22 protein-coding genes and 2 pseudogenes are annotated in these 20376 nt (G+C 70.9%); 10 read left to right on the plus strand and 14 right to left on the minus strand.

Features of this window, described 5'->3' with window-relative positions:
• Positions 1-56: 56 nt before the first annotated feature.
• Complete coding sequence (locus ACFW22_RS16305) at positions 57-671, minus strand: HdeD family acid-resistance protein (protein WP_386404099.1); 615 nt, start codon at positions 669-671, stop codon at positions 57-59.
• A 436-nt stretch (positions 672-1107) separates the two neighbouring features.
• On the opposite strand from ACFW22_RS16305, the gene ACFW22_RS16310 reads away from it, so the two are divergent.
• Positions 1108-1641 carry a DoxX family membrane protein gene (locus ACFW22_RS16310; RefSeq protein ID WP_386404101.1) on the plus strand — a complete coding sequence of 178 codons (534 nt, stop codon included), beginning with the start codon at positions 1108-1110 and terminating at the stop codon, positions 1639-1641.
• An 83-nt stretch (positions 1642-1724) separates the two neighbouring features.
• Positions 1725-2636 (plus strand): glucose-6-phosphate dehydrogenase assembly protein OpcA, encoded by a 912-nt coding sequence (gene opcA / locus ACFW22_RS16315; protein WP_386404104.1) that lies wholly within the window; start codon positions 1725-1727, stop codon positions 2634-2636.
• An 18-nt stretch (positions 2637-2654) separates the two neighbouring features.
• Here opcA and ACFW22_RS16320 read toward each other — a convergent pair whose 3' ends face one another.
• Positions 2655-3434, minus strand: a complete 780-nt coding sequence (locus tag ACFW22_RS16320) for a class I SAM-dependent methyltransferase (protein ID WP_386404107.1) — start codon at positions 3432-3434, stop codon at positions 2655-2657.
• Positions 3435-3464: 30 nt separating this feature from the next.
• On the minus strand, positions 3465-4619 hold the full coding sequence (locus ACFW22_RS16325; RefSeq protein ID WP_386404110.1) for a cytochrome P450: 1155 nt from the start codon (positions 4617-4619) through the stop codon (positions 3465-3467).
• Positions 4620-4946: 327 nt separating this feature from the next.
• Between ACFW22_RS16325 and ACFW22_RS16330 the strand changes: the two genes are divergently transcribed.
• Positions 4947-6119: a cytochrome P450 gene (locus ACFW22_RS16330; protein ID WP_386404114.1), complete on the plus strand. Its 1173-nt coding sequence runs from the start codon at positions 4947-4949 to the stop codon at positions 6117-6119.
• Positions 6120-6289: 170 nt separating this feature from the next.
• On the opposite strand, the gene ACFW22_RS16335 is transcribed toward ACFW22_RS16330, so the two are convergent.
• Positions 6290-6415 carry a hypothetical protein gene (locus tag ACFW22_RS16335; protein WP_386404117.1) on the minus strand — a complete coding sequence of 42 codons (126 nt, stop codon included), beginning with the start codon at positions 6413-6415 and terminating at the stop codon, positions 6290-6292.
• Positions 6416-6670: 255 nt separating this feature from the next.
• Here ACFW22_RS16335 and ACFW22_RS16340 point away from each other — a divergent pair, with 255 nt between their 5' ends.
• Positions 6671-6952: a hypothetical protein gene (locus ACFW22_RS16340; RefSeq protein WP_386404120.1), complete on the plus strand. Its 282-nt coding sequence runs from the start codon at positions 6671-6673 to the stop codon at positions 6950-6952.
• Positions 6953-6981: 29 nt separating this feature from the next.
• Here ACFW22_RS16340 and ACFW22_RS16345 read toward each other — a convergent pair whose 3' ends face one another.
• Together ACFW22_RS16345 and ACFW22_RS16350 are read right to left on the minus strand one after the other, a co-directional pair.
• The gene (locus tag ACFW22_RS16345) at positions 6982-7608 is read right to left on the minus strand and encodes an exonuclease domain-containing protein (protein ID WP_386404123.1); all 627 of its coding nucleotides are present in this window, start codon (positions 7606-7608) and stop codon (positions 6982-6984) included.
• Between the two features lie 312 nt (positions 7609-7920).
• Positions 7921-8103: pseudogene (locus tag ACFW22_RS16350) on the minus strand (hypothetical protein); the annotation flags it as partial.
• Between the two features lie 24 nt (positions 8104-8127).
• Here ACFW22_RS16350 and ACFW22_RS16355 point away from each other — a divergent pair.
• Entirely contained in the window at positions 8128-9279 is a 1152-nt protein-coding gene (locus tag ACFW22_RS16355; RefSeq protein ID WP_386404126.1) for an FAD-dependent monooxygenase, read from the plus strand.
• Between the two features lie 224 nt (positions 9280-9503).
• Here ACFW22_RS16355 and ACFW22_RS16360 read toward each other — a convergent pair whose 3' ends face one another.
• Positions 9504-9872 carry a cupin domain-containing protein gene (locus ACFW22_RS16360; protein ID WP_386404129.1) on the minus strand — a complete coding sequence of 123 codons (369 nt, stop codon included), beginning with the start codon at positions 9870-9872 and terminating at the stop codon, positions 9504-9506.
• Positions 9873-9945: 73 nt separating this feature from the next.
• Between ACFW22_RS16360 and ACFW22_RS16365 the strand changes: the two genes are divergently transcribed.
• On the plus strand, positions 9946-10419 hold the full coding sequence (locus ACFW22_RS16365; protein WP_386404132.1) for a MarR family winged helix-turn-helix transcriptional regulator: 474 nt from the start codon (positions 9946-9948) through the stop codon (positions 10417-10419).
• A 176-nt stretch (positions 10420-10595) separates the two neighbouring features.
• On the opposite strand, the gene ACFW22_RS16370 is transcribed toward ACFW22_RS16365, so the two are convergent.
• Complete coding sequence (locus tag ACFW22_RS16370) at positions 10596-11555, minus strand: SMP-30/gluconolactonase/LRE family protein (RefSeq protein ID WP_386404134.1); 960 nt, start codon at positions 11553-11555, stop codon at positions 10596-10598.
• Positions 11556-11662: 107 nt separating this feature from the next.
• On the opposite strand from ACFW22_RS16370, the gene ACFW22_RS16375 reads away from it, so the two are divergent.
• Positions 11663-12115: an Lrp/AsnC family transcriptional regulator gene (locus ACFW22_RS16375; protein WP_386404137.1), complete on the plus strand. Its 453-nt coding sequence runs from the start codon at positions 11663-11665 to the stop codon at positions 12113-12115.
• A 27-nt stretch (positions 12116-12142) separates the two neighbouring features.
• Positions 12143-12256, plus strand: a pseudogene (locus ACFW22_RS16380) (VOC family protein); the annotation flags it as partial.
• Here ACFW22_RS16380 and ACFW22_RS16385 read toward each other — a convergent pair.
• The 3 genes from ACFW22_RS16385 to ACFW22_RS16395 form a co-directional block, all read right to left on the minus strand.
• Positions 12235-12393 carry a hypothetical protein gene (locus tag ACFW22_RS16385; RefSeq protein WP_386404140.1) on the minus strand — a complete coding sequence of 53 codons (159 nt, stop codon included), beginning with the start codon at positions 12391-12393 and terminating at the stop codon, positions 12235-12237. The pseudogene ACFW22_RS16380 and the gene ACFW22_RS16385 overlap by 22 nt on opposite strands.
• 122 nt (positions 12394-12515) lie before the next feature.
• Positions 12516-12935, minus strand: coding sequence for a RidA family protein (locus ACFW22_RS16390; protein ID WP_386404143.1), 420 nt, complete (start codon positions 12933-12935; stop codon positions 12516-12518).
• A 313-nt stretch (positions 12936-13248) separates the two neighbouring features.
• Positions 13249-15231 (minus strand): N-6 DNA methylase, encoded by a 1983-nt coding sequence (locus ACFW22_RS16395; protein ID WP_386404146.1) that lies wholly within the window; start codon positions 15229-15231, stop codon positions 13249-13251.
• A 638-nt stretch (positions 15232-15869) separates the two neighbouring features.
• On the opposite strand from ACFW22_RS16395, the gene ACFW22_RS16400 reads away from it, so the two are divergent.
• Together ACFW22_RS16400 and ACFW22_RS16405 are read left to right on the plus strand one after the other, a co-directional pair.
• The gene (locus tag ACFW22_RS16400) at positions 15870-17546 is read left to right on the plus strand and encodes a hypothetical protein (RefSeq protein ID WP_386404149.1); all 1677 of its coding nucleotides are present in this window, start codon (positions 15870-15872) and stop codon (positions 17544-17546) included.
• 121 nt (positions 17547-17667) lie between these two features.
• Positions 17668-18015, plus strand: coding sequence for a deoxyxylulose-5-phosphate synthase (locus ACFW22_RS16405; protein ID WP_386404152.1), 348 nt, complete (start codon positions 17668-17670; stop codon positions 18013-18015).
• Here the strand turns inward: ACFW22_RS16405 and ACFW22_RS16410 are convergent.
• From ACFW22_RS16410 to ACFW22_RS16420, 3 genes are all read right to left on the minus strand, one after another.
• Entirely contained in the window at positions 17937-18836 is a 900-nt protein-coding gene (locus ACFW22_RS16410; protein ID WP_386404155.1) for an MGMT family protein, read from the minus strand. The genes ACFW22_RS16405 and ACFW22_RS16410 overlap by 79 nt on opposite strands.
• Positions 18791-19126: a DUF262 domain-containing protein gene (locus ACFW22_RS16415; protein WP_386404158.1), complete on the minus strand. Its 336-nt coding sequence runs from the start codon at positions 19124-19126 to the stop codon at positions 18791-18793. The genes ACFW22_RS16410 and ACFW22_RS16415 overlap by 46 nt, the downstream gene beginning before the upstream one ends.
• Before the next feature lie 76 nt (positions 19127-19202).
• Positions 19203-19976, minus strand: coding sequence for a hypothetical protein (locus tag ACFW22_RS16420; RefSeq protein WP_386404161.1), 774 nt, complete (start codon positions 19974-19976; stop codon positions 19203-19205).
• Positions 19977-20376 lie beyond the last annotated feature (400 nt).

Consider the following 20376-nt stretch of genomic DNA (forward strand, 5'->3'; position numbering starts at 1 on the left):
CCCGCCCGGAGATCGGGCGGGCGACGGGCGGGCGGCCGGCACCTTCGAGCGTGCGTTCAGACCCCCGGCGGGATGTCCTTGGCCCGGGAGCGCACCTGGAGGGCCGTCACGACCTCGACGGCGCCGACGGCGATCAGCCAGATTCCGCCGAGCACGGTGAGGACCGCGGCCGACTCCAGCGGGGACACGATGAGCACGATCCCGGCGAGCGCGCTGATGATGCCGAGGAAGATCTGCCAGCCGCGCGCCGGCACCGCCGGATCGGAGGCCGCCGCCACGGTCTGGGTGATGCCGCGGAAGAGCCAGCCGATGCCGATCCAGAGCGCGAGCAACAGGGTCGACTGCATCGCGCCCCGGAAGCAGAACAGGCCGAGGAGGATCGACAGTGCGCCGCTGATGAAGGCCATCACCCGCAGGGCCGTCGTGGCGTGCGTACCGAAGGCAGCCACCAGTTGCAGCACGCCGCTGAACAGCAGGTAGAGCCCGAAGAGGACACCCGCCACCCTGAGGGACGCGCTCGGCCAGACGAGCACGATGATGCCGAGGACCAGGGCGACGAGCCCGGCGACGAGCAGGGCCTGCCAGGCGGCGCTCGCCAGCGCGCCCACGGGCCCGGGAGGCACGTCCGACCGCGGCCAGCGGTCGTCGGATCGGTCATGGGTTTGTGTCATGGAACGGAACCAGCCCTTTCGCGGAAGGTGACGACACGTCAGGAGCGATGGTGCAGCAGCCGGAGAAGAGCACTTCGGCGAGTGCCGTCCGCTCGACCGCGGACGGATCCGCGGCCTGGCTCTGCCCGCGGGCGGGACGGCCCGGTTCCTCGCCGCCGGACGGCGCGTGCTCCGCCTCGGGAAACCGTGCGGCCGGCACGTCGCACGGCGGGATCGAGCCGCCCTGCCCCGACCGGACGGTCCACGGCGGTGGACTCGACGGACATGCGCACCTTCTTCCCCTGGGAACGAAAGCCCACCCAGTCAAGCAACAGCTCTCCCATGCCGCAAAACATGACCCGAGCGGACCATTCCCGACACCTCTCGACGAGCGCCCGGGGGCCGGGCCGACCACAGTGGACGGCGTACGCGTCCGCTTCCGCACTTGGAGAACCCCATGGCCCCTCTCAACCGACGCGATCTCGGGCTGCTCGTGCTGAGGGTCGGCACCGGTGCCGTGCTCGCCGCACACGGCACGCAGAAGCTCCTCGGCTGGTTCGGCGGCGGCGGCATCGAGGGCACCACCAAGGCGATGGAGGCCATGGGCTTCCACCCGGGCCGGGAGAGCGCGGTCGCCGCGGGGCTCGGCGAGGCGGGCGGCGGCGCCCTGCTCGCCCTCGGGCTCGCGACCCCGGCCGCCGGCGCCGCCGCGGCCGGCGCCATGGCGGGAGCCGTCGCCGTGCACGCCCCGGCCGGTTTCTTCGCCCAGGGCGGCGGCTACGAGTACCCCGCCTTCCTCGGCTTCACGGCCGCCGCCATCGGCATCGCCGGCGCCGGCCGCTACTCCCTGGACCACGCCACCGGGCACGTCCTCGACCGACCCTGGGTGGTCGCCACCGCCTTCCTCGGCACGGCGATCGCCGCGGCGGCCGTCGTCGGCCGGCGCGCCCAGGAACGGGCGCCCTCCGACTCCGATCCGGAACAGGAGTAGCGGGCACCGTGGGGAGGGGACCGTACGCGTCCGTCGCACGGGAGAGTTAGGCTCGCCGTAGAGGAAGGGACGGGCGCCGCAACATGAAGATCGATCTGACGGACACCAACTCCAGCAAGATCAACAAGGCGATCCTGCAGGGCCGCAGGGCCGTCGGCACCCCCGCCGTCGGTGCCGTGCTCACCCTCGTCGTCGTCACCGACGAGGAGAACGCCTACGACTCGGTCAAGGCGGCCAACGAGGCCTCCCGGGAACACCCTTCCCGCACCCTCGTCGTCATCAAGCGCCACGCCCGCACCCCCCGCGAGCGGCACGAGAACCGATTGGACGCCGAGGTCAGGCTCGGCACCGATGCAGGGTCGGGCGAAACGGTGCTGCTCCGGCTCCGCGGCGAAGTCGGCGCCCGCGCCGATTCCGTGGTCCTGCCCCTGCTCCTGCCGGACGCACCCGTGGTCGTCTGGTGGCCCGTCGACGCCCCCGAGGTGCCCTCCCGGGATCCCTTGGGCTCGCTCGCCCAGCGCCGCATCACCGACATGTACGCGGTCGAGGACCCGCTCGCCGCACTGGAGGCCCGGGCCGCCTCCTACGCCCCCGGTGACACCGACCTGGCGTGGACCCGGCTCACCCCTTGGCGCTCGATGCTGGCCGCAGCGCTCGACCAGGCGCCGCTCGCGATCACTTCGGCGGCCGTCGAGAGCGAGGCGGAGAACCCCAGCGCCGAACTCCTCGCCCGCTGGTTCGAGGTGCGACTCGGCATTCCCGTCGACCGGGTCGTCACCGACGGGCCGGTCGTCACGGCCGTCCGCATGGGTACTGCCGACGGCGAGATCCGCATCGACCGGCCCGAGGGGCCGGTCGCGCGGCTCGCCATCCCCGGTCAACCCAACCGGGTCCTCGCCCTGAAGGTCCGGACCACCGCGGAGCTCATCGCCGAGGAGTTGCGCCGGCTCGATCCGGACGAGGCGTACGCAGCAGCCCTGGGCGGACGTGCCTGACCCCGGTCCGAAGGTCCGTCAGGCGGCCGGCCCGGGCTTGGCGAACACCATGACGTAGTCGGCGGCCTCCCGGACCCGTTGGACCTCGGGGTCGGGGAGCGCGAGGAGGCGCGACCGCGTTTCCTCCACGAGCCGGTCGGCCCCTTCGCCTCCGATCGCCCACGCCCCCGTGAACAGGCCGCGCGACAGGGAACGGGCCATGTCCCGGGGCGAGATCCGGAAGGTCACGGGCCGTTCGGACGCCCTGCCCCGGTAGACCAGGCCCCTGGCTTCTGCGATCGGGGCCAGGGTCCACGGTCCGTCCTGGCGGGTGCGGCCGGGATCGAGCCGCTCCTCCAGATCGCCGACGATGCGCCCGACGTCGTCCGTGGGACGAGTGCCCCCGGCGGGGACCACCAAGTAGCGACCACCCGGTCGCAGCACCCGGGCGACCTCGTCGAAGACCTGCGCGTGATCCGGTCCGGTGTGCAGCAGCCAGGTGGACACCGCCTGCTCCACCGACCCCGTCCGGACCGGCAGTCGACATGCGTCGGCGACCGCCACCCGGGGGCCGAGTCGGTCCCGCGCCCGGGCGAGCATTGCGGGCGACAGGTCCAATCCGTGCACCAGGTGTCCGCGTGCACTCAGTTCGGCCGCGACGATTCCGGTGCCCACACCGATGTCGAGCACCGGAAGACCCGGATCGAGCAACGGGGCGAGCATGTCGGCGAAGCCGGCCGCCCGCTCCGTGCCGCCGCGCGATGCGTCGTAGTCCGGCGCGATCACGTCGAACGGCGCCTTCCCGGAGGTCGGTTCCACTCCGTCTCCTCTCCGTCGTCGGGTGCCGGGTCAGGCCTCGGGGGTGAAGGCCACGGGCAGCGTGGCCATCCCGCGCAGGATGCCCTCGCGGCGGCTCGGATCCGCGTCCGGGTCGGCGAGCCGGAGGTCGGGGAACCGCTGCAGCAGGGTCCCGATGGCGACCCTGGCTTCCACCCGGGCCAGCGGGGCGCCCAGGCAGAAGTGCGCCCCGTGGCCGAAGGCGAGTTGCTGGGGCACTTCACGACGTGCCACGTCGAGGACGTCCGGGCGGTCGTAGCGGTTCGGATCGCGGTTGGCCGCGGCCAAGCCGATGATGATCATTTCGCCGGGCGGGACGGTGACCCCGCCGATCTCGTACGCGTCGACCGTGAAGCGCGCGACACCGCGGCTCACCGGCCCCTCGTAGCGCAGCAGCTCTTCGATCGCCCCGGGCAGCAGGGAGGGGTCCTTCCGAAGTGCCGCGCACTGTTCCGGGTGGCGCAGGAGCGCGTGGACGCCGTTCGCGATGAGGCTTGCGGTCGTCTCGTGGCCGGCGAGCGTGAGCAGGATCGCCATGGCCGTCAACTCGCGGTCGCTGATCTTCTCCTCGGCCTGTGCCGCGCACAAGGCGCTCAACAGGTCGTCCTGCGGGTGGGCCTTACGGGATGCGATCAACGGCTGGAAGAAAGAGGTGAGTTCGACACGTGCTCGGGCTCCCTTCGCCAGTCTTTCCGGTGTGTTGGGCGGCATGATGAGGCCAACGGCGAGTCGTGCGAAGTCCGGCTGTCCTTCGACCGGGATGCCGATGAGCTCGCTGAGCACGGCCATGGGCAGCGGGAGCGCGAACTCGGACACCAGGTCGGCGGAGCCGCGCTTCGCCATCGCGTTCAGCAGGGCTTCGGTGTGGGCCTGGACCCGGGGAGCCAGTTGTTCCACCCTGCGGAAGGCGAAGGACTTGGAAGCGAGGTTGCGCAGTCGGGCGTGGTCGTCCCCGTCGGCCACGAGCATGCTGGCCATCAGGACGTTGGTGCGCTCCTGATGGGCCATCTCCTCCTCGAGCCCCTTGACCCCGACGGGACTGCTGCTGAGGCGGGGGTCGGTCAGAGCGGCCACGGCTTCGTCGTAGCCGGTGACCATCCAGACCTCAAGGGTGGGATTCAGTCGGACGCGCTGGACGACTCCGTGCTCGCGAATGCGCTCGAACACGGGGTAAGGGTCGGGCTGTTGAGCAATGTTTACCGGGACATCGTGAACGATTGCCTGGTCTTGACCGCTCATCTTCCTTGACTCCCCGCAGATTTGTGAAAGATCTGAGTCAAGTAGTCATACCAGTAGGACTAGTTGCGTGGTAGCGTCACCGACGCTCGGCTCGAATGATGCATGGGGAAAGACCGGCGGTCCGCCGGTGAGGCACCAGCGAGGCGTTCCACCCACCGGTGACTTCGACGTCTCTTACCTCTCGACTCGTCAGCAGTCACGACCTCGATCAGGTCCGATGCGCAGGGGGGACGTTCCGTGGAGCAAGCCGCAGCCGTGGATCCGATTCTCGATCTGGCCCGTCCATCGATCCTGCGGAACCCCTATCCCGCCTATGCCCGGCTGCGAGAGGCGTCGCCGGTCTTCTGGCACGAACTGCTCGGTTCTTGGGTGCTGACCCGGCATGCCGACTGCCTTGCGGTGCTCACCGACGGCCATCGGTTCGCCTCCGACTGGCGCCGTGCGGGCGAGGACGTTCCCGCCCCGCTGTTGAGCGTGCAGACGCTCGACCCGCCGGAACACACCGCCGTCCGACACCTGTTGCTCGACGGCTTCCGCGCCCAGGACCACCGGGGACGGCAGGAAGAGTTGGAGCGGGAGATCGCCGACCTGCTCGCTGCGTTGGCCGACAGGCCCTCCTTCGACCTCGTCGGCGAGCTCGCGGAACCAGTGGCCCTCCGCTCCGTCACCGCCTTCCTCGGCGTTCCCGCACCCGCGCTCGACTGGTTCGTCCCCATGTCCCGTACGGTCGTCGACGGGATGGACGCCGGACTCTGGCCCGAGAAGCACGAGCCGGCGGTCTCGGCCCGCGCGCAGTTGGCGGAGTACGCCGGCGGATGGCTCGCGGACCCGCCGAAGGAGGGGCTCATCGCCCACGTGGCGGAACGCGCACCGGACAGCGGCGTCGCAGAAACGGTTGTGCGGAACAGCCTTCGCGCGGTCCTCCACGCCGGTTACGAGTCCGCCTCACGGCTGCTCGGCAATGCCTCGGCCGCCCTCCTCACCACCCCCGGGGCACTCGACGCGTTCCGGGCCGACCCCGCCACGGCCGTGGACGAACTCATTCGTTACGACGCACCCGTCCAGGCGGACGCCCGGGTCTGCGTCGCCGACACCGAACTGGGTGGCGTCACCATCAGGGCAGGTGATCCGGTCACGCTCCTCCTCGGAGCCGCCCATCACGACCCGCTGCGCTTCGACCAGCCCGCAGAGCTGCGACTCGACCGCACTCCGAACCCGCACCTCGGTTTCGGACGCGGGGCCCACGCCTGCCTCGGCGCATCCATGGCGATCCGGCTCGCCGGATCGGTCCTCGGCGCACTGGCCAGGGACCATCCGGACGCGCGGGCCGTCGCAGAACCGATCCACCGACGCAACCTGACCCTCCGTGGCCTCGACCGCTTCGAGGTCACGCTGCGTCCACGAGTGGGAGAGGAGGCACGGACATGAAGTACTGGCACTGAAACCAGCGGGCGCGGGTCCTTCCGGGAGACGGATGCCACGTCCGGTGCACGGTTCACGTGCGCCCCGCCGGAGTCCGGGTCCGCGATGCGACTCGGGCTCCGGCCCGTCTCCCCGAGGGGCGTCGTCCCGGGCCGCCCGCTCGACCGCCCGGGCCGTCACCACCGTGCGGTTCCCGTCCACCGGCGGGAGTGGTCGAGCAGCCCCGGCACGCCGACCACGGCCGTGGCGGACCACCAGAATGAGGGCGAGGTGCCGTGCATCGCGAACACGTCGTTTCGCATGTGGAGTTGGTTCCCCCAGGAGAAGAACGAGGGAGAAGGCCCGGCGGAGTCGTCGCAGGCCCGGTCCGGCACTCGACGGACCGGCTCCGTGCCCGCGGAGTGCGCACGCCGGTCTTCCAAGAGGCCGCTCGGGCGGATGCTCCGCGTGGTGAACGCCGTGCGAACGCCGTCCGACCGTCACCCGTGACATCCTCGGGCGAGCCGCGCACATCGCTTCGAAGGCGTGGGAAACCTCGGCCCGTGTGGAGGGACATCTTGCTGATCAGTCACGTCCTACGTCATGAGGTCCTGCACGTGGTCCTCCATCGTGACCTGGACGTCACCAACCGCGCCGCAGCGGCCCTCCAGATCCAAGCCCTCGTCCAGGAGTACCGCCCCGCCCGGGTGGTCATCGACGTTCCGACGGCTGACCCCAGCCCCGCCACGCTCAGCGCCCTCGCCCGCGCCCACCGCATGTGCGCCGGCCTCGGCGTTCCCCTCGTGCTCAGCGGTGTCAGCGACCGTACGTGCCGGCTCCTGGAAGCCAACGGCGCCTGAAACGGGCGGTTTCCCCGCCCCGCGGCGCGTCACCCCTGCTCACCGTCGCCCCGTGTCCTCCCGTACGACCTGGCGACCGGGGCCGTGACCGGCCACGCCCCGCGGCCCAACAGATCGAGGACGAGTGCGGCGATGTTCCACGCGTCGTCCTCTCCGCGGTGATGGCGCCCCTCGAGCGGCAGTCCGGCCATCTGGAGGGCATGGCTCATGCCGGGTTTCTTGTGCAGCCCGTAGGCCGCGGTGAACACGGCCTTGGCGTTGGTGTGGGTGCGCTCGGTCGGATGGCCGAACGGGTAGGCCACCCCGTCGGCCTGGCTCTGCCGAGCGAATTGCCGACGGTCGTACTCGCCCCAACTCGCCCAGGGACGCTCTCCGGCCTCGTACTCCTCGACGAGGATCCGGCATGCCTCGGCGAAGGAGACGCCCCGTTCCACCTCGGCTTGTGTCAGTCCGGTCAGTTCGGTGCAGAAGTCACTCACCTTCGACCGGGCGGGGCGTACCAAGACGCGATGCCGGGACAGGCGGCGTCCTGCCGACACGTCCACGACGGTCAGACCAATCTCGATGATCTCGTTCACGGAGCCGGGCGGAGGCTGACCGTCCCAGCAGGTGGCTTCCACGTCAATGACGTTCAGCAGAGCGGATTCGTGGCGCATGGGGCCGAGGGTAGGGATGCCGGCCCGGTTCCGACACCTCGTTTTCTGCACGTCCACGCCGTCACCGCCACCACTGACTTCTCCAACGGGAAACTCGCGCCTCGATCTGAACCGGACCCCACCCTGCGTCAACCTCCGAAGGGTTTGCGAGCCCGACCACCAGCCCCCTGTGACGACTTCGAGGGCCGGGCACGACGGCCGTCCACGGCGCAGTCGTCCAGGTCCGACGAGCCGGGCCGGCGGAGCTCGGCCAGTGGGGCGGCGCGGTCGGGAGGACCTCATCCGGCATCGGAAAGGCCATCGCGCCCCACCTCAAGCGGAACGATTCGCCCTCCTCGGCCGGCCGCTCGACTCATCGGGCACGCCCTTGCGCAGCGCCGCGGCGACCAATCCTTCGAGGGCCTCGCGCCGCACTTCGCCGCCGTTGACCAGCCGGTCGAAAACCAATCCGTCGATGCAGGTCAGCAGGGTGTGGGTCCGGTCCTCGACGTCCGTTGTAGAAGGAGGGGGAGCGTCGGCATGGGCAGCACGGCAGTGGTGGTCGGCGGCGGCATCGGCGGGCTGGCCGCCGCGATCGGCCTGCACCGCATCGGCTGGAACGTGACGGTCCTCGAGCGCGCGCCCGTGCTCGAGGATGCGGGAGCGGACATCTCACTGGCCGCCAACGGCCTTCGGGCGCTGGACGAACTCGGCGTCGGCCAAGCGGTACGGGACGCCTCGCGAGGGCAGTACGGCGGTGGCACCCGGACGCCCCGGGGCCGTTGGCTGACCCGGATGGACGGCTCGGTACTGGAGGAGGCGGTGGGCTCGCCGATCATGGGCATCCCGCGCTCCACCATGTACCGACTGCTGCGCGACTCCCTGCCCGTCGGATCGCTGCTGGTCGACTCCGAGGCGGCCTCGGTCGAGCAGATCGACTCCGGGACGGTTCGAGTCGGTTGCGGCGGCACGGCCTTGGACGCCGATCTGGTGGTGGCGGCCGACGGCGTCGGCAGCAAAGTGCGCAGCCGTCTCTTCCCGGACCATCCCGGCCCGGTCTACAGCGGCGCGACGGTGCTGCGCGCCCTCACCGGGCGCAAGGTCGATCTGCGTGCCGACTTCGAGTTGACCTGGGGGCCGGGAACGGAGTTCGGCCACATTGCCCTCTTGGACGGGAGGGCCGAGTGGCACGCCGTCCTCGGCCTCCCCGCCGGGACGCGGTTCACCGACCCGCTGACCGAACTGCGCCGACGGTTCCACGCCTGGCACGACCCGATTCCCGCCCTGCTCGACGCGACCCGGCCCGCCGCCGTGCTCCACCACGACGTCAACGAACTGCGCACACCGCTCCCTTCGTACGCGGTCGGCCGGATCGCCCTGCTCGGTGACGCGGCGCACGCGATGACCCCCCACCTGGGGCAGGGCGCCTGTCAGGCGCTGGAGGACGCGGTCGGCCTGGCTGCCGCCCCCGCTGCCGAGCCCACCGTCGAGGCCGCGCTCGCCCGCTACGACGCCGAGCGCCGGCCGCGCAGTCAGGCCGTTGCGCGGGCTGCCCGGCAGGCCGGGAGGATGGGCCAGCAGCTCTCCCACCCCCTGGCCGTCGCCCTGCGGAACACGGCGATGCACCTGACGCCGTCCCGCGTCGCAACGCGCATGATCCTGCGGCACCACTCCTGGGTCCCCCGCGGCTGAACTGATCCGACGCGTACGACGCCCACGCACGGCCAGGCGCTTTCCGGAGCGGAGCCAGCGACTGACCGCGTCGTTGACGTTCGCTGCGGGCAGCGTGTCCGGCGGGGCGTGCTGACGTCCTTTCCGGCAATCCGTGGCAGCGGGGCGACCCGCTGCCACGATGGTCCGCGTCGACCGCGAGCTGCGTCCCGAAACGACCGGTGGGGGTCATCGGGGCGGGGCGGTCATTCGGCCCAGGGGAGCGGGATCTTGTCCTCGCTGCCCGGGAGCATGGCCTTGCCCCCGACGGTCATGGCGACCAGTGCCTCCGCCGGGCCGGCCACGGCCTTGACCTGCCGCACCGCGCCGGCGGGCACGATGACGGCCTGGCCGGGTTCGGCCCGACTGCTCCGACCCTCCACCTCGAACTCGAACTCGCCCGCCAAGGGCATCCACACCTGCTCGCGGTCGATGATGTGCACCGGTGTGCCCGCACCCAGTTCCACCCGCCACGTGCTGACCTCGGTGCTCCCCTGGCTGGGGGCCGCGAGACCGAACACCGCCCCGGCGGGCGTCTTGGTCGTCCGCTGCTCGCTTTCGCTGATCACGTTCATGACGCCTCCCGTGTAAAGCTCCTTTACTCGACATGAGTAAAGGAGCTTTACATGGGTGTGTCAAGATGGACCGATGGAGAACCGCGACCCCCTCGAGCAAACCGAACTCATCTTTCTGCTTGGGATGGCCTTCCAGTTGGTCCTCTCCGAGTTCGTGAGCCGCCTCGATGCCGAGGGGTACGCCGATCTGCGCCCCGTGCACGGCCTGGTCTTCCAGGCGTTGCGGACCTCCGGTGCGACCAGCAGCGAGCTGGCCGAGCAGCTCGGGGTGACCAAGCAGGCCGCCGGCCAGATCGTCGACGAACTGGAGGAACGGGGCTACGTGGAGCGCCGGCCGCATCCCGCCGGCGGCCGGCGCAAACTCGTCGTGCTGACCGAGAAGGCGTTGACCCACCTCGCGGTGGCCGGCCGGGTCCTGCACGACCTGGAGGCACAGCTGGCGCGACAGCTCCACGAAGCCGGCGGCCAGGTCCCGCGAGCCGAACTCGCCGCCATCATCCGCGCACTGGCGGGTCGCGCGGTCCCGCCGCTGCGGCCCGTCTGGTGAAACGTGCCGAGGCGCGGCGACGGACTGCCGTCGCGTCCGTCGCGGTGGGAAATCGAAGCGCTCGGCGCACCCGTCCGGGGACCCGTGGCCTTGCCCTCGCCGTGGAACCCCCGACACCCGGGCAGATCAGGCGGTCGGACGCGGGCTTCCGCGACGCCTCTCGGGGACCGCCGGGGTCATCGGGGCGCCGGCTGCGACCAGGGTCGGTGTCCCGGTCCGGTCGGGTGGGTGCCGGTGGTGCCCATGACCACCGAGTAGAGGCTGGTTTCCGCGGCGATGAAGAGGCGGTTGCGCTTGGCGCCGCCCCAGGAGATGTTGGCGACCGCCTCGGGGACGTTCAGCCGTCCGATCAGGGTGCCGTCGGGGTCGTAGCAGTGCACGCCGTCGTTCATCGCGGCGACCCAGAGCCGTCCGCCGTCGTCGAAGCGGAGGTTGTCGAAGCGGGCCTTCTCCCGGGCCCCCGCTTCGGCGAAGACCTTGCCGTCGGACAGGGTGCCGTCGTCGCGCACGTCGAAGAACCGGATGCAGCCCGCCCTGGTGTCGGAGACGAACAACTGCCGTTCGTCCGCGGAGAAGACCAGCCCGTTCGGTGCGCCGAAGCAGTCCGCGACCAGCCGCACGTCACCCGTGGCCGGATCGATGCGGTAGACGTTGTTGGAGCCGATCTCGCTCTCGGCGCGGTACCCCTCGTAATCGCTGGTGATGCCGAAGTCCGGGTCGGAGAACCAGATCGAACCGTCGGACTTCACGGTCGCGTCGTTCGGGCTGTTCAGGCGCTTGCCCTCCCACCGATCGGCCAACACGGTGACGGTGCCGTCGTGTTCGGTCCGGGTCACCCGGCGATTGCCCTGTTCGCAGGTGATCAGCCGGCCCTCGCGGTCGAGCGTGTTGCCGTTGGTGTGCCCGGCGGAGCGGCGGAAGACGGCGACCGCGCCGGTCTCCTCGTCCCACCGCAGCATCCGGTCGTTGGGGATGTCGCTCCAGACCACCTGACGCCAGGCAGGCAGGTAGATCGGCCCCTCGGCCCAACGGCAGCCGGTGAACAGGACCTCCAGTGCCTCGTCTCCGTTCATGCAGCGCCCGGTACGGAACCGGTCGTCAAGCATTTCGTACAGCCCCGGACGATCACCGCTCATGGAGTCCACTCCTCATGCAACTCATCGTCTGCCGAATGTGGATCGGCCCGAAGCGTATGTTGCAAGATGGGGTACTGACATCGCCAGTAGATTCCGAATGGAGAGTTGTGGATCACGTCGACCGTACCTTGCTGGCGGAGCTCCAGCAGGACGCCACCCAGCCCTATGCCGCGCTCGGCCGGGCCGTCGGCCTGTCCGCCGGCGCCGCCCACGAGCGCGTACGGAAGCTGCGGGAGCGCGGGGTCATCCGGCGCACCACCGTCGAGGTGGACCCGGCCGCCGTGGGCAGTGCCGTCCTGGCCTACGTGATGGTCGACTCGACGTCCTGGATGGGTGATTCGGCACCGGACTTCGCCGCGCTCCCCGAGGTCCTGGAGGCGCACGTCATCGCCGGCAGCGCCTCGGTGCTGGTGAAGGTCAGGACGGCCACCACCGAGCAACTGCAGGACGTGCTGCGCCGCATCTACGCGATCGACGGGGTCAGCGGAACACAGGCGACGGTGGTCCTGGAGACCTTCTTCGAGCGCCCGCTGTCACCGCTCGCCCCCGATCGGTCGTGACCCCCTCGCGCCCCGGCACCGCTCTGTGGGAACTCGGTCCGCAGCGGTCCCCGCGACATGCCGTGGGGACAACGCGTCGCCCACATCCAGGACCCCGACGGCAATCCGGTGAACCTCACTCAGCCGATCCCTGATCGGTGACGCCGTTCCGCGCTGCTCGTGGGGCGCCTGCAGCAGGGGCAATCGTCCTTGGTGGCGCCGGTGTCCATCAGGACGAGCAGCGCGCGAAGCCAGTGGTCGGTGCGGACGAGGGTGACCTCGAAGCCGGTGACGACCACGGGATCCGTCCCCGTTGCCGCCACCGGTTCGGCTCGGTACGGCCCCGCTGCCCGAAGCCCACCGGTGCAGTGGCGTCCGGCTCCTCGACGGCAACGGCGCCCTCCGAGGAGCCGGACCGCGACTACGGTTGCTCCCCCCTCTGCGTCGCCGTGACGTCCTCGGTGCAGGCGAGCGCCTCGACCTCGACGCGCAGCGCGGGCGTGGCCAGCGCGGCCACGGTCATCACGGTCATGCAGGGGCGCAGGTCGCCCAGCCATGCGGCCATCCGCTCGCGCCGCCGCTGCAGGTCTATCTCGCCCGCGAAGTAGAACGTCAGCTTCACCAGGTCCTCGTGGCGCATGCCCGCCGCCTCGAGGTTGGCCGTGACGTTCTCCAACGCGAGGCCGAGCTGCTCGACCGGGTCCTCGGGCAGTTCACCGACCGGGGTCATGCCGACCTGGCCGGAGACCACGAGCCACCGGACCCGACCGGTGATCTCGGCCTGGTGCGAGTAGGCGGCGAGCGGCGCTGCGACCCCCGGGGGGTTTCGGAAGGTGTTCACGGAAGTTCTGCTCCAGTTCGGACGGACGGGCTGCGGCGCGCGCCGAGCTCCTCGGTGCTCGACCCGCCCCGGACGGTAGTCTCCCGCACGGAACCGTACGGATCCTCTGAGATCCGACGGGTGCGCCGTGCGGGCCCACGGCCCGGTCGTTCGGCTACGACCGGACTTCCCGCCCTTGGCTTTCCTCCGCTTCGGGCGGCTCGGTCGTCCGGCCGGAAGCGCAGTCCCCGCCCACGACGTCCACGGGCGCGCGGTCAACACCGCCAGCTCGGAGAACACTCCTCGACGTGCGGCGCCGGCTGGGCGGAGGGAGTCACGTGGTCAGTCCGCCTGCCGCGAGTCGATCGCCCATGTCGCCCACCAACCCCCTGCCCGACCTGCCGGCTGCAGTGAGCAGTTCCTCGAAGGCCCGAAGGCGGCGGAACGTCTCCGCGTACGCCATCTGCTTCTCCAAAGGAAGCTGGAGCACCTGGAGACGCCGGATGTCCACCCTGGACGAACTGGAGGCGTGGGTGCCCGCCTGGCGGCCGTTGGCCGGCGCGTACAGACAGCCGGCGAGGAAGTGGGCGTCCATCTTCTCCGTGTCCACCCGCAGGGCGTAGAGCTGAGGGCCCAGCGCCATGGGCGGTCCCTGATGGACCCACGCCTTGAAGGCCCGGGCCACCCCGGCGACCACGACGTCGCCCTTCTCGGCGACGACTGGAGCCGAGTCGGCGGGGACCGCACCGTGGGGAGTGCCGTCGTGCAGGAGGTCGGCGATGGTGAGGAGTCGCACATGGGCCCCGCGGGCCGTTGCGGCCGACTCCGGCGGCTGCCGGCCGGCGTGCAGTGTCAGTGCCCCGGCCTTGGCGAGGTCTCCCACCGTCGTCACGGTCCGGGAAGTCCCGGCCTCGAAGTCGAGTGCGGACAGATGCCGGGCGTGATCGGCCAGGTCGGTCAGCAACGCTCCGAAGTTTCCCCATTCGACGGCGATTTCCTCACGGGAGGGCTCTGCCGCCGCCGTGTAGCGCCCCGGAGTGACGTCGACCTCGTCGTCGAGAAGGTCGAGCAGGGGGACACGCACCGCTCCCTCCGGAGGGGCCTGGTCCACCCGGTCGAGAGCCGCCATCGACGTGAGGACGAAGGAACCGAGGCCGTCCCAGTCGGGGCTCGGCTCGCGCGTTCCCGACCTCGCGAAATGCGTGGCGTCCACCAGGAGGGCGTTCTGGTCGGGGGGAGCTGCCGCAGGGCCGTCCGGTGCCGCGCGGAGGATCCACAATTGCAGCGAAACGCTGTGCGGTTGTGCGCTGCCAGGGGGCAGGGAGACGACCGCGCGGAGCGCTCCGGTACGCAGCAGCGAGCCACGGATGCGGCGGCCCGCTCTGCGCGATGCGACGGCCGGTGGAAGGACGACCACCGCTGCCCCGCCGGGCTTGAGGCGGGCGAGCAGGTGCTGCACCCATGCCAGTTCGGGTTCGGTGCGAGGGGGCAGGCCGTGCGTCCAGCGCTGATCGGTGGCGAGTTCCTCGTAACCCCAGTCGCGCTCGTTGAAAGGGGGGTTGCACAGTGCGATGTCGGCCTTCGCCCCGGCGAAGGGATCGTCCCGCAACGTGTCCGCGGTGGCGATCCGCGTTTGGACGTCGCGCTCCTCCGCGAGGAAGCCGAGCCGACCGGCCGCCAACGCGGCCAGCGCCGGGTCCCGTTCGCACGCGAGCACCTCCAGCCCGAGACGGTCGTGTTCCCGTATGACCGCGGCGGTCAGATGTCCGGTACCGCACGCCGGATCGAGGAGGGTCAGCCCGCCCCGTGCCGGGCCGAGGCGGACGGCGAGGGCGATCCGAGCCATCAGTGCGGCGAGTTGCGGCGGCGTGGTGCTGAGCTGCCGGACGTGGGTTTCCAGCCATCGTTGCAACAGGAACTCGAAGGTTTCGCGCGGCCCCGCCTCCCGCCCCACCTCCGCCGTTCGGACCACCAGGTCACGGGCTTGCGCAGAGAGGTCGGCAGAGGAGGTCCGCGTCCTGGGGGAGCGCATCAGGAGAGCTGCCTGGGCGATCGCCAGACCCGACTCGTTTCGGCTGCCGAGCGCTTCGAAGCGCGGCCAGAGGAGTTCCCGACCGCCGATGTCCCCCAGCCTGCCGTTGTCCCGCAACCACCGCTCGACTTCTGCGAGTGAGAACTGAGGACTGACGTCGGTGCCCCCGATCCGGGTGGGGAAGGAGTCGTGGCGCCGCCGCCAGTTGCTCACGGCGGCTCGCCCGACACCGGCGATCCGTGCGATCTCGGCCAGGCTGACGGGGACGGCTTCACGGGCAGTCATGGTTCGGTCTCCGGGATACTTGGCGGCTGGGCTTGTCGGCGTTCCCAACGGCCGTTCATGCAGGGGAAGGCTACTACCCTTATTGACTTTGTTTACAGCGTGTACGTTCCATTCTGCTGTGCAGGAAATATGGAGGTCGGCAGACGCGCGGGGCCTTGCGCCGGGAATGGTGAGACGTCCTCCCGCATCCGGGAACAGGTCCGACCGGCGTCGCCGCAGCGACGGCGAAGGGGACCGCCAGCGGACGGCGTGGTGCTCACCCGGCTTCTGGACCTCCCGGGTCCGCAGCAGTACGTCCTCGCCCGGCCGCCTGTACGGGGTGCGCCGGGCCGGTTCGCCGCGCGGATCGCCGTACGGAACGGGCGCTGCGCCCTGGCGTGCGCGTGACCGCAGGATCTCGATCACGGCTTCCAGGGCCTGCTCGTACTCCCGGGTGCCCTTCTGCGCGTGCCCTCCCGGTCCCGGATCCCACCGTCTGTCGAATCTATGCGACCGGCCGCGCGTTCCCGGCTTGGGTGCGTGAACCGAACGCTCATCTCTTGTGAACTGAGTACATGGATCGCATACTGATGCCGGCCAACCGCCGCCCACGGCCCGTCGTCTCGGCAGGCAGGGGGTCGTGGTCCGAGGGGAGAACAGTGATCGGCCCAGACGGCAGGCTCGTGCAGACCGCGGTGATCGGGAGCCGGAACTCCGGCCGGGCGATCGTCCTGCCGACCGACGCGGACGAACTGACCCGGTGGCGCCGGCTCCACCCCAGCCACACCTACTGGTGTGGCACCCAGCTCGGTGGCTGTGGCCACGAGTTGTCGGACCGTCTGTACCGCGACAAGGTCTGTCACTTCGCCCACCGGCCCCACACCTCCTGTCACCGTACGGCCACCGGCACGGCCAGCGCTGACCACCTCTTCGTCAAGGACGACCTCGCCGCCTGGGCCGGACGCAACAGGTTCAAGGGGAAGGTCACTTCGCGCGACCTCGGGTCCGGACCGGGAGACGCCGTCGACTTCCGGGTCGGCGCGGCCAGGCAGCAGCACGTCCGCTTCCAGTTCAGGGGGCTCGCACACGCCGAGTGGCAGCGGGCCCGCCGGAAGCTCTCCGGTGACTCGGCCACCCTCGACTGGGTCTTCGGCCCGGGCGCGGCCCAGCCGGAGACCATGGAGGAGCTGTACGACGAGTACGGGTACCTCCTCCGTTTCCGCTTCGAGACGCACGGTGTCGTACGACGCATCCGTCTCCGGGCGGAGGATCCCCGGCGCAGCACCGACTGGGTGCCCCTCGGCGCCTGTGCGATGACTCCGGAGGGCCTCCGGATTCCAGGAGTGGAGCCGCGACGCCGTTCGGGCACGCGTTCCTCCGCCGAGGCGGCTGCCGGGCGCGGCGCGGCGCCGGTGCCGCGGTCGCGCGGGGAGCAGGCGCTCGCGCTGGAGGAGGCGCTGGTGAGCGCCGCGCGGTTCCGGACCCGGCCCACCTGGGAGGCACTGGCCCGAACGGCCGGAAGCGATCTGCTCGGGCTGCCCGTCCGGGACCGTGTCGGTCTCCTGGCCCTCGTCGACCGGGGCAGCGGCAGCGAGGGTCGCCCGCTGCTGTCGGCACTGATCAGGGGTGGGGAGGGCGACCCGCCGCCCTACGTGGGAGACGTGGTCGCCGCCGTCGGCTGCGGGGTTCCCGCGACGGCTTCGGTGCTCAAACGGTGGTGCCAGCGGGAGGCTGACCGGGCGTCCGCCGTGTACGGGATGCCGTCCCGTACGGCCCCACCGAGGCTTCCGCTCACCGAGGACGGTCGGCTCGCCGTGCCGCAGAGCGCGGAGCCCGCTCAGCACCGGACCATCGTCCATGTCGAGGGCGGCCCGGTTCGACGGTCCGCGGCCCGGCCGAAGCCGGAGGGTCTCCCCGGTGTTCCGTTGCTCCGCGACACGGAGATCCGGCACGCCCTGCGCAGTGCACGGCAGAGACGCGGACCCGGGCCCGGGCATGCCGCGGCCCTCATGGCGCGAGCGGAAGAGGCACTGACGAGGCTGCCCGAACCCCAACGAACCCAGCTGGTGGCCGAGATGGCGAGCACCCGCCGCTGGTTGGACGGCCGACCGGACGCATCGGCGCAGCAGCCCGAGCGGAGCCGGCGCAAGAAGGCCGCTCACGCCAGGAAGGTCGCGAACGCGAGGAAGACCGCGAACGCGAGGAAGACCGCCGCGTCGAAGCAGACGGCCCGAGTCCAGAAGACGCGGCAGGGGAAGAAGGCGAAGGACCCGTTGCAGGGCGCACGCCCCCTGCCCGGAGTCGGCGACGACCGACCGGAGAAGAGGACGAGGTGAGCGGCGTTTCCGTCAGGAGTGCCGTCTTCGGGGCCTCGGGCGGGATGCGCCCTGCTGGTCCCGGGCCTGACGGAGGCGAAAATCCGTCGAGTCCCGCCCTCGGGGCGCCTACCCTGTCGGCATGGCCCACGCGAAGACCTCGTACGTCTGCCTGCCCTGCCGGGCCTCGTACAAGCAGTCTTATGACAGGGACAGGGAGCGGATCTGCCCCCGCTGCTCCCTGCCGCTGGTCCACGTCGGCTCCGCCTTCGCCGCGCCCCGTCGCCGGGACACGGCAGCCTGGCGGACGCTTTCCGTGCTGCTGCACGCCGGGGTCCGTTTCCACAAGAGCTGCTGTGGCGGGCCCGGTTACCGCCCGCGCACCCTGAGCGAGGTCCGCGAGCGGATGGCCTACGCCCGGCGCAGCGGCGAACCCTTCGCGAGGTCACTCGTACGGTACGAGGTGCCGTCTTCCCCGCAGCGCGGGTGAGGCGGGCGGGCGCGACCACGGGCTTCCTGTGTGAGACCCCGGTGTGCGTTCAGCCCCTCCGGGCCAGGTCGCGCCACCACCCCGACGAACCAGTCCAGTACTCCGCAGATCTCGTCACCGTGCTCCTCGAAGACGTTGCTCGGGAAGGACGGGCGCAGTTCCGACTTCGCCTCGGGCAGATCGATGCCGTCGATCCCGTTCAGGAGTTCCCGGCGCTGTTTTGTGTCGTCGAAGGGGCAGCGGCTCTTCAAGTCCTGGAAGACCGCCTCGACCGTGCCGCTGACGGGGTAGATCCCGACCGGCCACACCAGGTGCGGTCGGTGGCCGGTCCCGAGGTCCAGCGTGGGGAAGCAACTCGTCTCCTCGTGCCGGCCGTACGTCACGTGGCCGCCCTGACGGCGCCAGAAGTCGAGGGCCGCCACGACGCCGGGATGCGCGGCTGGCCAGTTCTCCCGCAACTGCGTGTGGAACCGCTCGGCCGCCACCGCGTCCTCCCCGTCGGGGAGCGGGTCGTGCACTGCCGGCTGTGCCACGTCCCTGCCCGGCAAGGTGGCCAGCTCGGCGGCGGACAGGCGCCGGGACGGACGGGCCCGTCCCGAGGGGGCGAAGTGCACCCCCTCGCTCGCCAGCAGCTCCTGCGGCGGCGACCGGTCACCGCCGTCCGCCCAGCGGAACGACGGGGAGGTCCTGCCCTCCGCGGCGAGCACCCGGTAGGCGCCGATCACCCTGGTAGGGGACCCCAGATAGGCCCCGACGGGTACCGGGTGGCTGCCGATCAGCTCCGCGACGTCGCCGTACGTCGTCCAGGTGCCGCTCGGCATCGCCAGCGGTGCACCCGGTCCACCCCGCGCGCGTCACCCGTCTCTTTCAGGTGGTCGCGCAGCGCGGTGAAGGTCAGCATCAGCGTGGTGAGGCGCTGTTGCCCGTCCACCACCAGCCACCCCTGCACGCCGCCTGCCTGGATCCGGCCGGGTGCGAGCACCACGGAACCGAGGACGTGCGGCGAGGCCGGTTCACCGGCCAGATGCTGGTCAACGAGTTCTCCGACGTCCTCCCACAGTCGCCGAAGCTGTTCTCCGCCCCAGCTGTAGGTGCGCTGGTAGAGCGGCACGTGGAACTGCTTGTCCCCCCTGGACGATCTTGAGCGGGGTGATCTCCTGGGCGCGCATGCGCCTCCTCTTCTTCTACTACGTCTGCTCGGATGTCGCCGTGCTGTCGTCCGAGGCGGTCGGTCGGGGATGCGGCAGCGACGCCCGGGAAGGAGCGGAGCCCGCCGACTCGGCGCCGAAGGACACGTCGTCCAGGTGCTGGTCGTCGGCCCAACTCAACGGGGGATCTCCGAAGATCTTCCGTGCGGACTTGATCGTCAGGCGTCCGAAGATGTGGTTGCCTCCGGCGCCGAGCGCGGCACCGATGCCCAGGGGCACCTGCTTGCTCAGCACCAGGACGCCCTGCTTGGTCCCGTACTTGGTGATGAACCGCGGCCCCAGGACCTTGTTGGCCTTGTTGATCGCGCTCATCGGGATCGACTTGACGATCTTCTTGGCCCAGTGGGCGCCGGTGTGCCCGACGACCTTGTCCAGCGCGCTCACCGCGCCGTCGCCGAGGAGGACGGTCAGGACCAGCAGCCTGCGCCGCTCGAAGTCCTCGGGATGCGTGCCGTGGACCTCGGCCAGCGACAGCGTGTAGAGCACGGACGCCTCGGTGAAGAGCATCATGTCGGCCAGAGCCGTCGGGATGCCGGCGCCGGGCAGGATCCCCGCCGCGCCGGAAGCACCTCCGGAGGCCGTGACGCCGGCGAGGTAGTAGCGATCCAGCCGGCTGATCAGCTCCTGCGGACCGTCGTCGGGGTGGACCCGCCGCAGCCGCTCGACGTTCCTCCTCGCCAAAGGCTGCTGGGCGACCAGCGCCCGGTCGAGGGCCTGTTGGATCAGGCCCTTGGGGTCGTCGGCCATGCTCATCGGGGTTCTGGTCCTCTCGGGTCGCGAGCCCATCGGGGGCGTCGGGACGGGGGCGACTCCGAAACTGCTTGTTGAAGCAGGCGGTTGTCGGGCGTACGGAAGTCAGTCTGCCCTCAACTGGGCCGACGGGTTGCCCACTTGCGTGAGTACGACACTGCTGTCCCGCTTGGCATGACGTCGAAGGGCAGCCTGGTGTCCCTCGTGAACTAAGTCAACATCTCTTGGGTGGGGTGGATTTCAGGCCAGAGGGCGTCGGTTCGGCGTGCGGGGCGCCATGCGCGGCTACCCTCGGCGTCCGTTCGTAAGGGATCTCGACAGGGCGGAATGGGGGTTCGTGTTTGCTGCTACGCTCGCCATGTGTGCTCAGTTCACACGCGAGTTCCTGTGTCGGGGGTGTCAT

It is taken from the genome of Streptomyces sp. NPDC058872 (genome assembly GCF_042743065.1).
GTDB lineage: Bacteria > Actinomycetota > Actinomycetes > Streptomycetales > Streptomycetaceae > Streptomyces.

What these genes read in the sequence shown, in the direction of transcription:
- ACFW22_RS16420 (WP_386404161.1), bottom strand. Translation starts at nt 19,976, where the DNA reads ATGAGCATGGCCGACGACCCCAAGGGCCTGATCCAACAGGCCCTCGAC.
- ACFW22_RS16335 (WP_386404117.1), bottom strand. Translation starts at nt 6,415, where the DNA reads ATGCGAAACGACGTGTTCGCGATGCACGGCACCTCGCCCTCATTCTGG.
- ACFW22_RS16360 (WP_386404129.1), bottom strand. Translation starts at nt 9,872, where the DNA reads ATGAACGTGATCAGCGAAAGCGAGCAGCGGACGACCAAGACGCCCGCC.
- ACFW22_RS16365 (WP_386404132.1), top strand. Translation starts at nt 9,946, where the DNA reads ATGGAGAACCGCGACCCCCTCGAGCAAACCGAACTCATCTTTCTGCTT.
- ACFW22_RS16345 (WP_386404123.1), bottom strand. Translation starts at nt 7,608, where the DNA reads ATGCGCCACGAATCCGCTCTGCTGAACGTCATTGACGTGGAAGCCACC.
- ACFW22_RS16405 (WP_386404152.1), top strand. Translation starts at nt 17,668, where the DNA reads ATGGCCCACGCGAAGACCTCGTACGTCTGCCTGCCCTGCCGGGCCTCG.
- ACFW22_RS16410 (WP_386404155.1), bottom strand. Translation starts at nt 18,836, where the DNA reads ATGCCGAGCGGCACCTGGACGACGTACGGCGACGTCGCGGAGCTGATC.
- ACFW22_RS16395 (WP_386404146.1), bottom strand. Translation starts at nt 15,231, where the DNA reads ATGACTGCCCGTGAAGCCGTCCCCGTCAGCCTGGCCGAGATCGCACGG.
- ACFW22_RS16370 (WP_386404134.1), bottom strand. Translation starts at nt 11,555, where the DNA reads ATGAGCGGTGATCGTCCGGGGCTGTACGAAATGCTTGACGACCGGTTC.
- ACFW22_RS16305 (WP_386404099.1), bottom strand. Translation starts at nt 671, where the DNA reads ATGACACAAACCCATGACCGATCCGACGACCGCTGGCCGCGGTCGGAC.
- ACFW22_RS16355 (WP_386404126.1), top strand. Translation starts at nt 8,128, where the DNA reads ATGGGCAGCACGGCAGTGGTGGTCGGCGGCGGCATCGGCGGGCTGGCC.
- opcA (WP_386404104.1), top strand. Translation starts at nt 1,725, where the DNA reads ATGAAGATCGATCTGACGGACACCAACTCCAGCAAGATCAACAAGGCG.
- ACFW22_RS16310 (WP_386404101.1), top strand. Translation starts at nt 1,108, where the DNA reads ATGGCCCCTCTCAACCGACGCGATCTCGGGCTGCTCGTGCTGAGGGTC.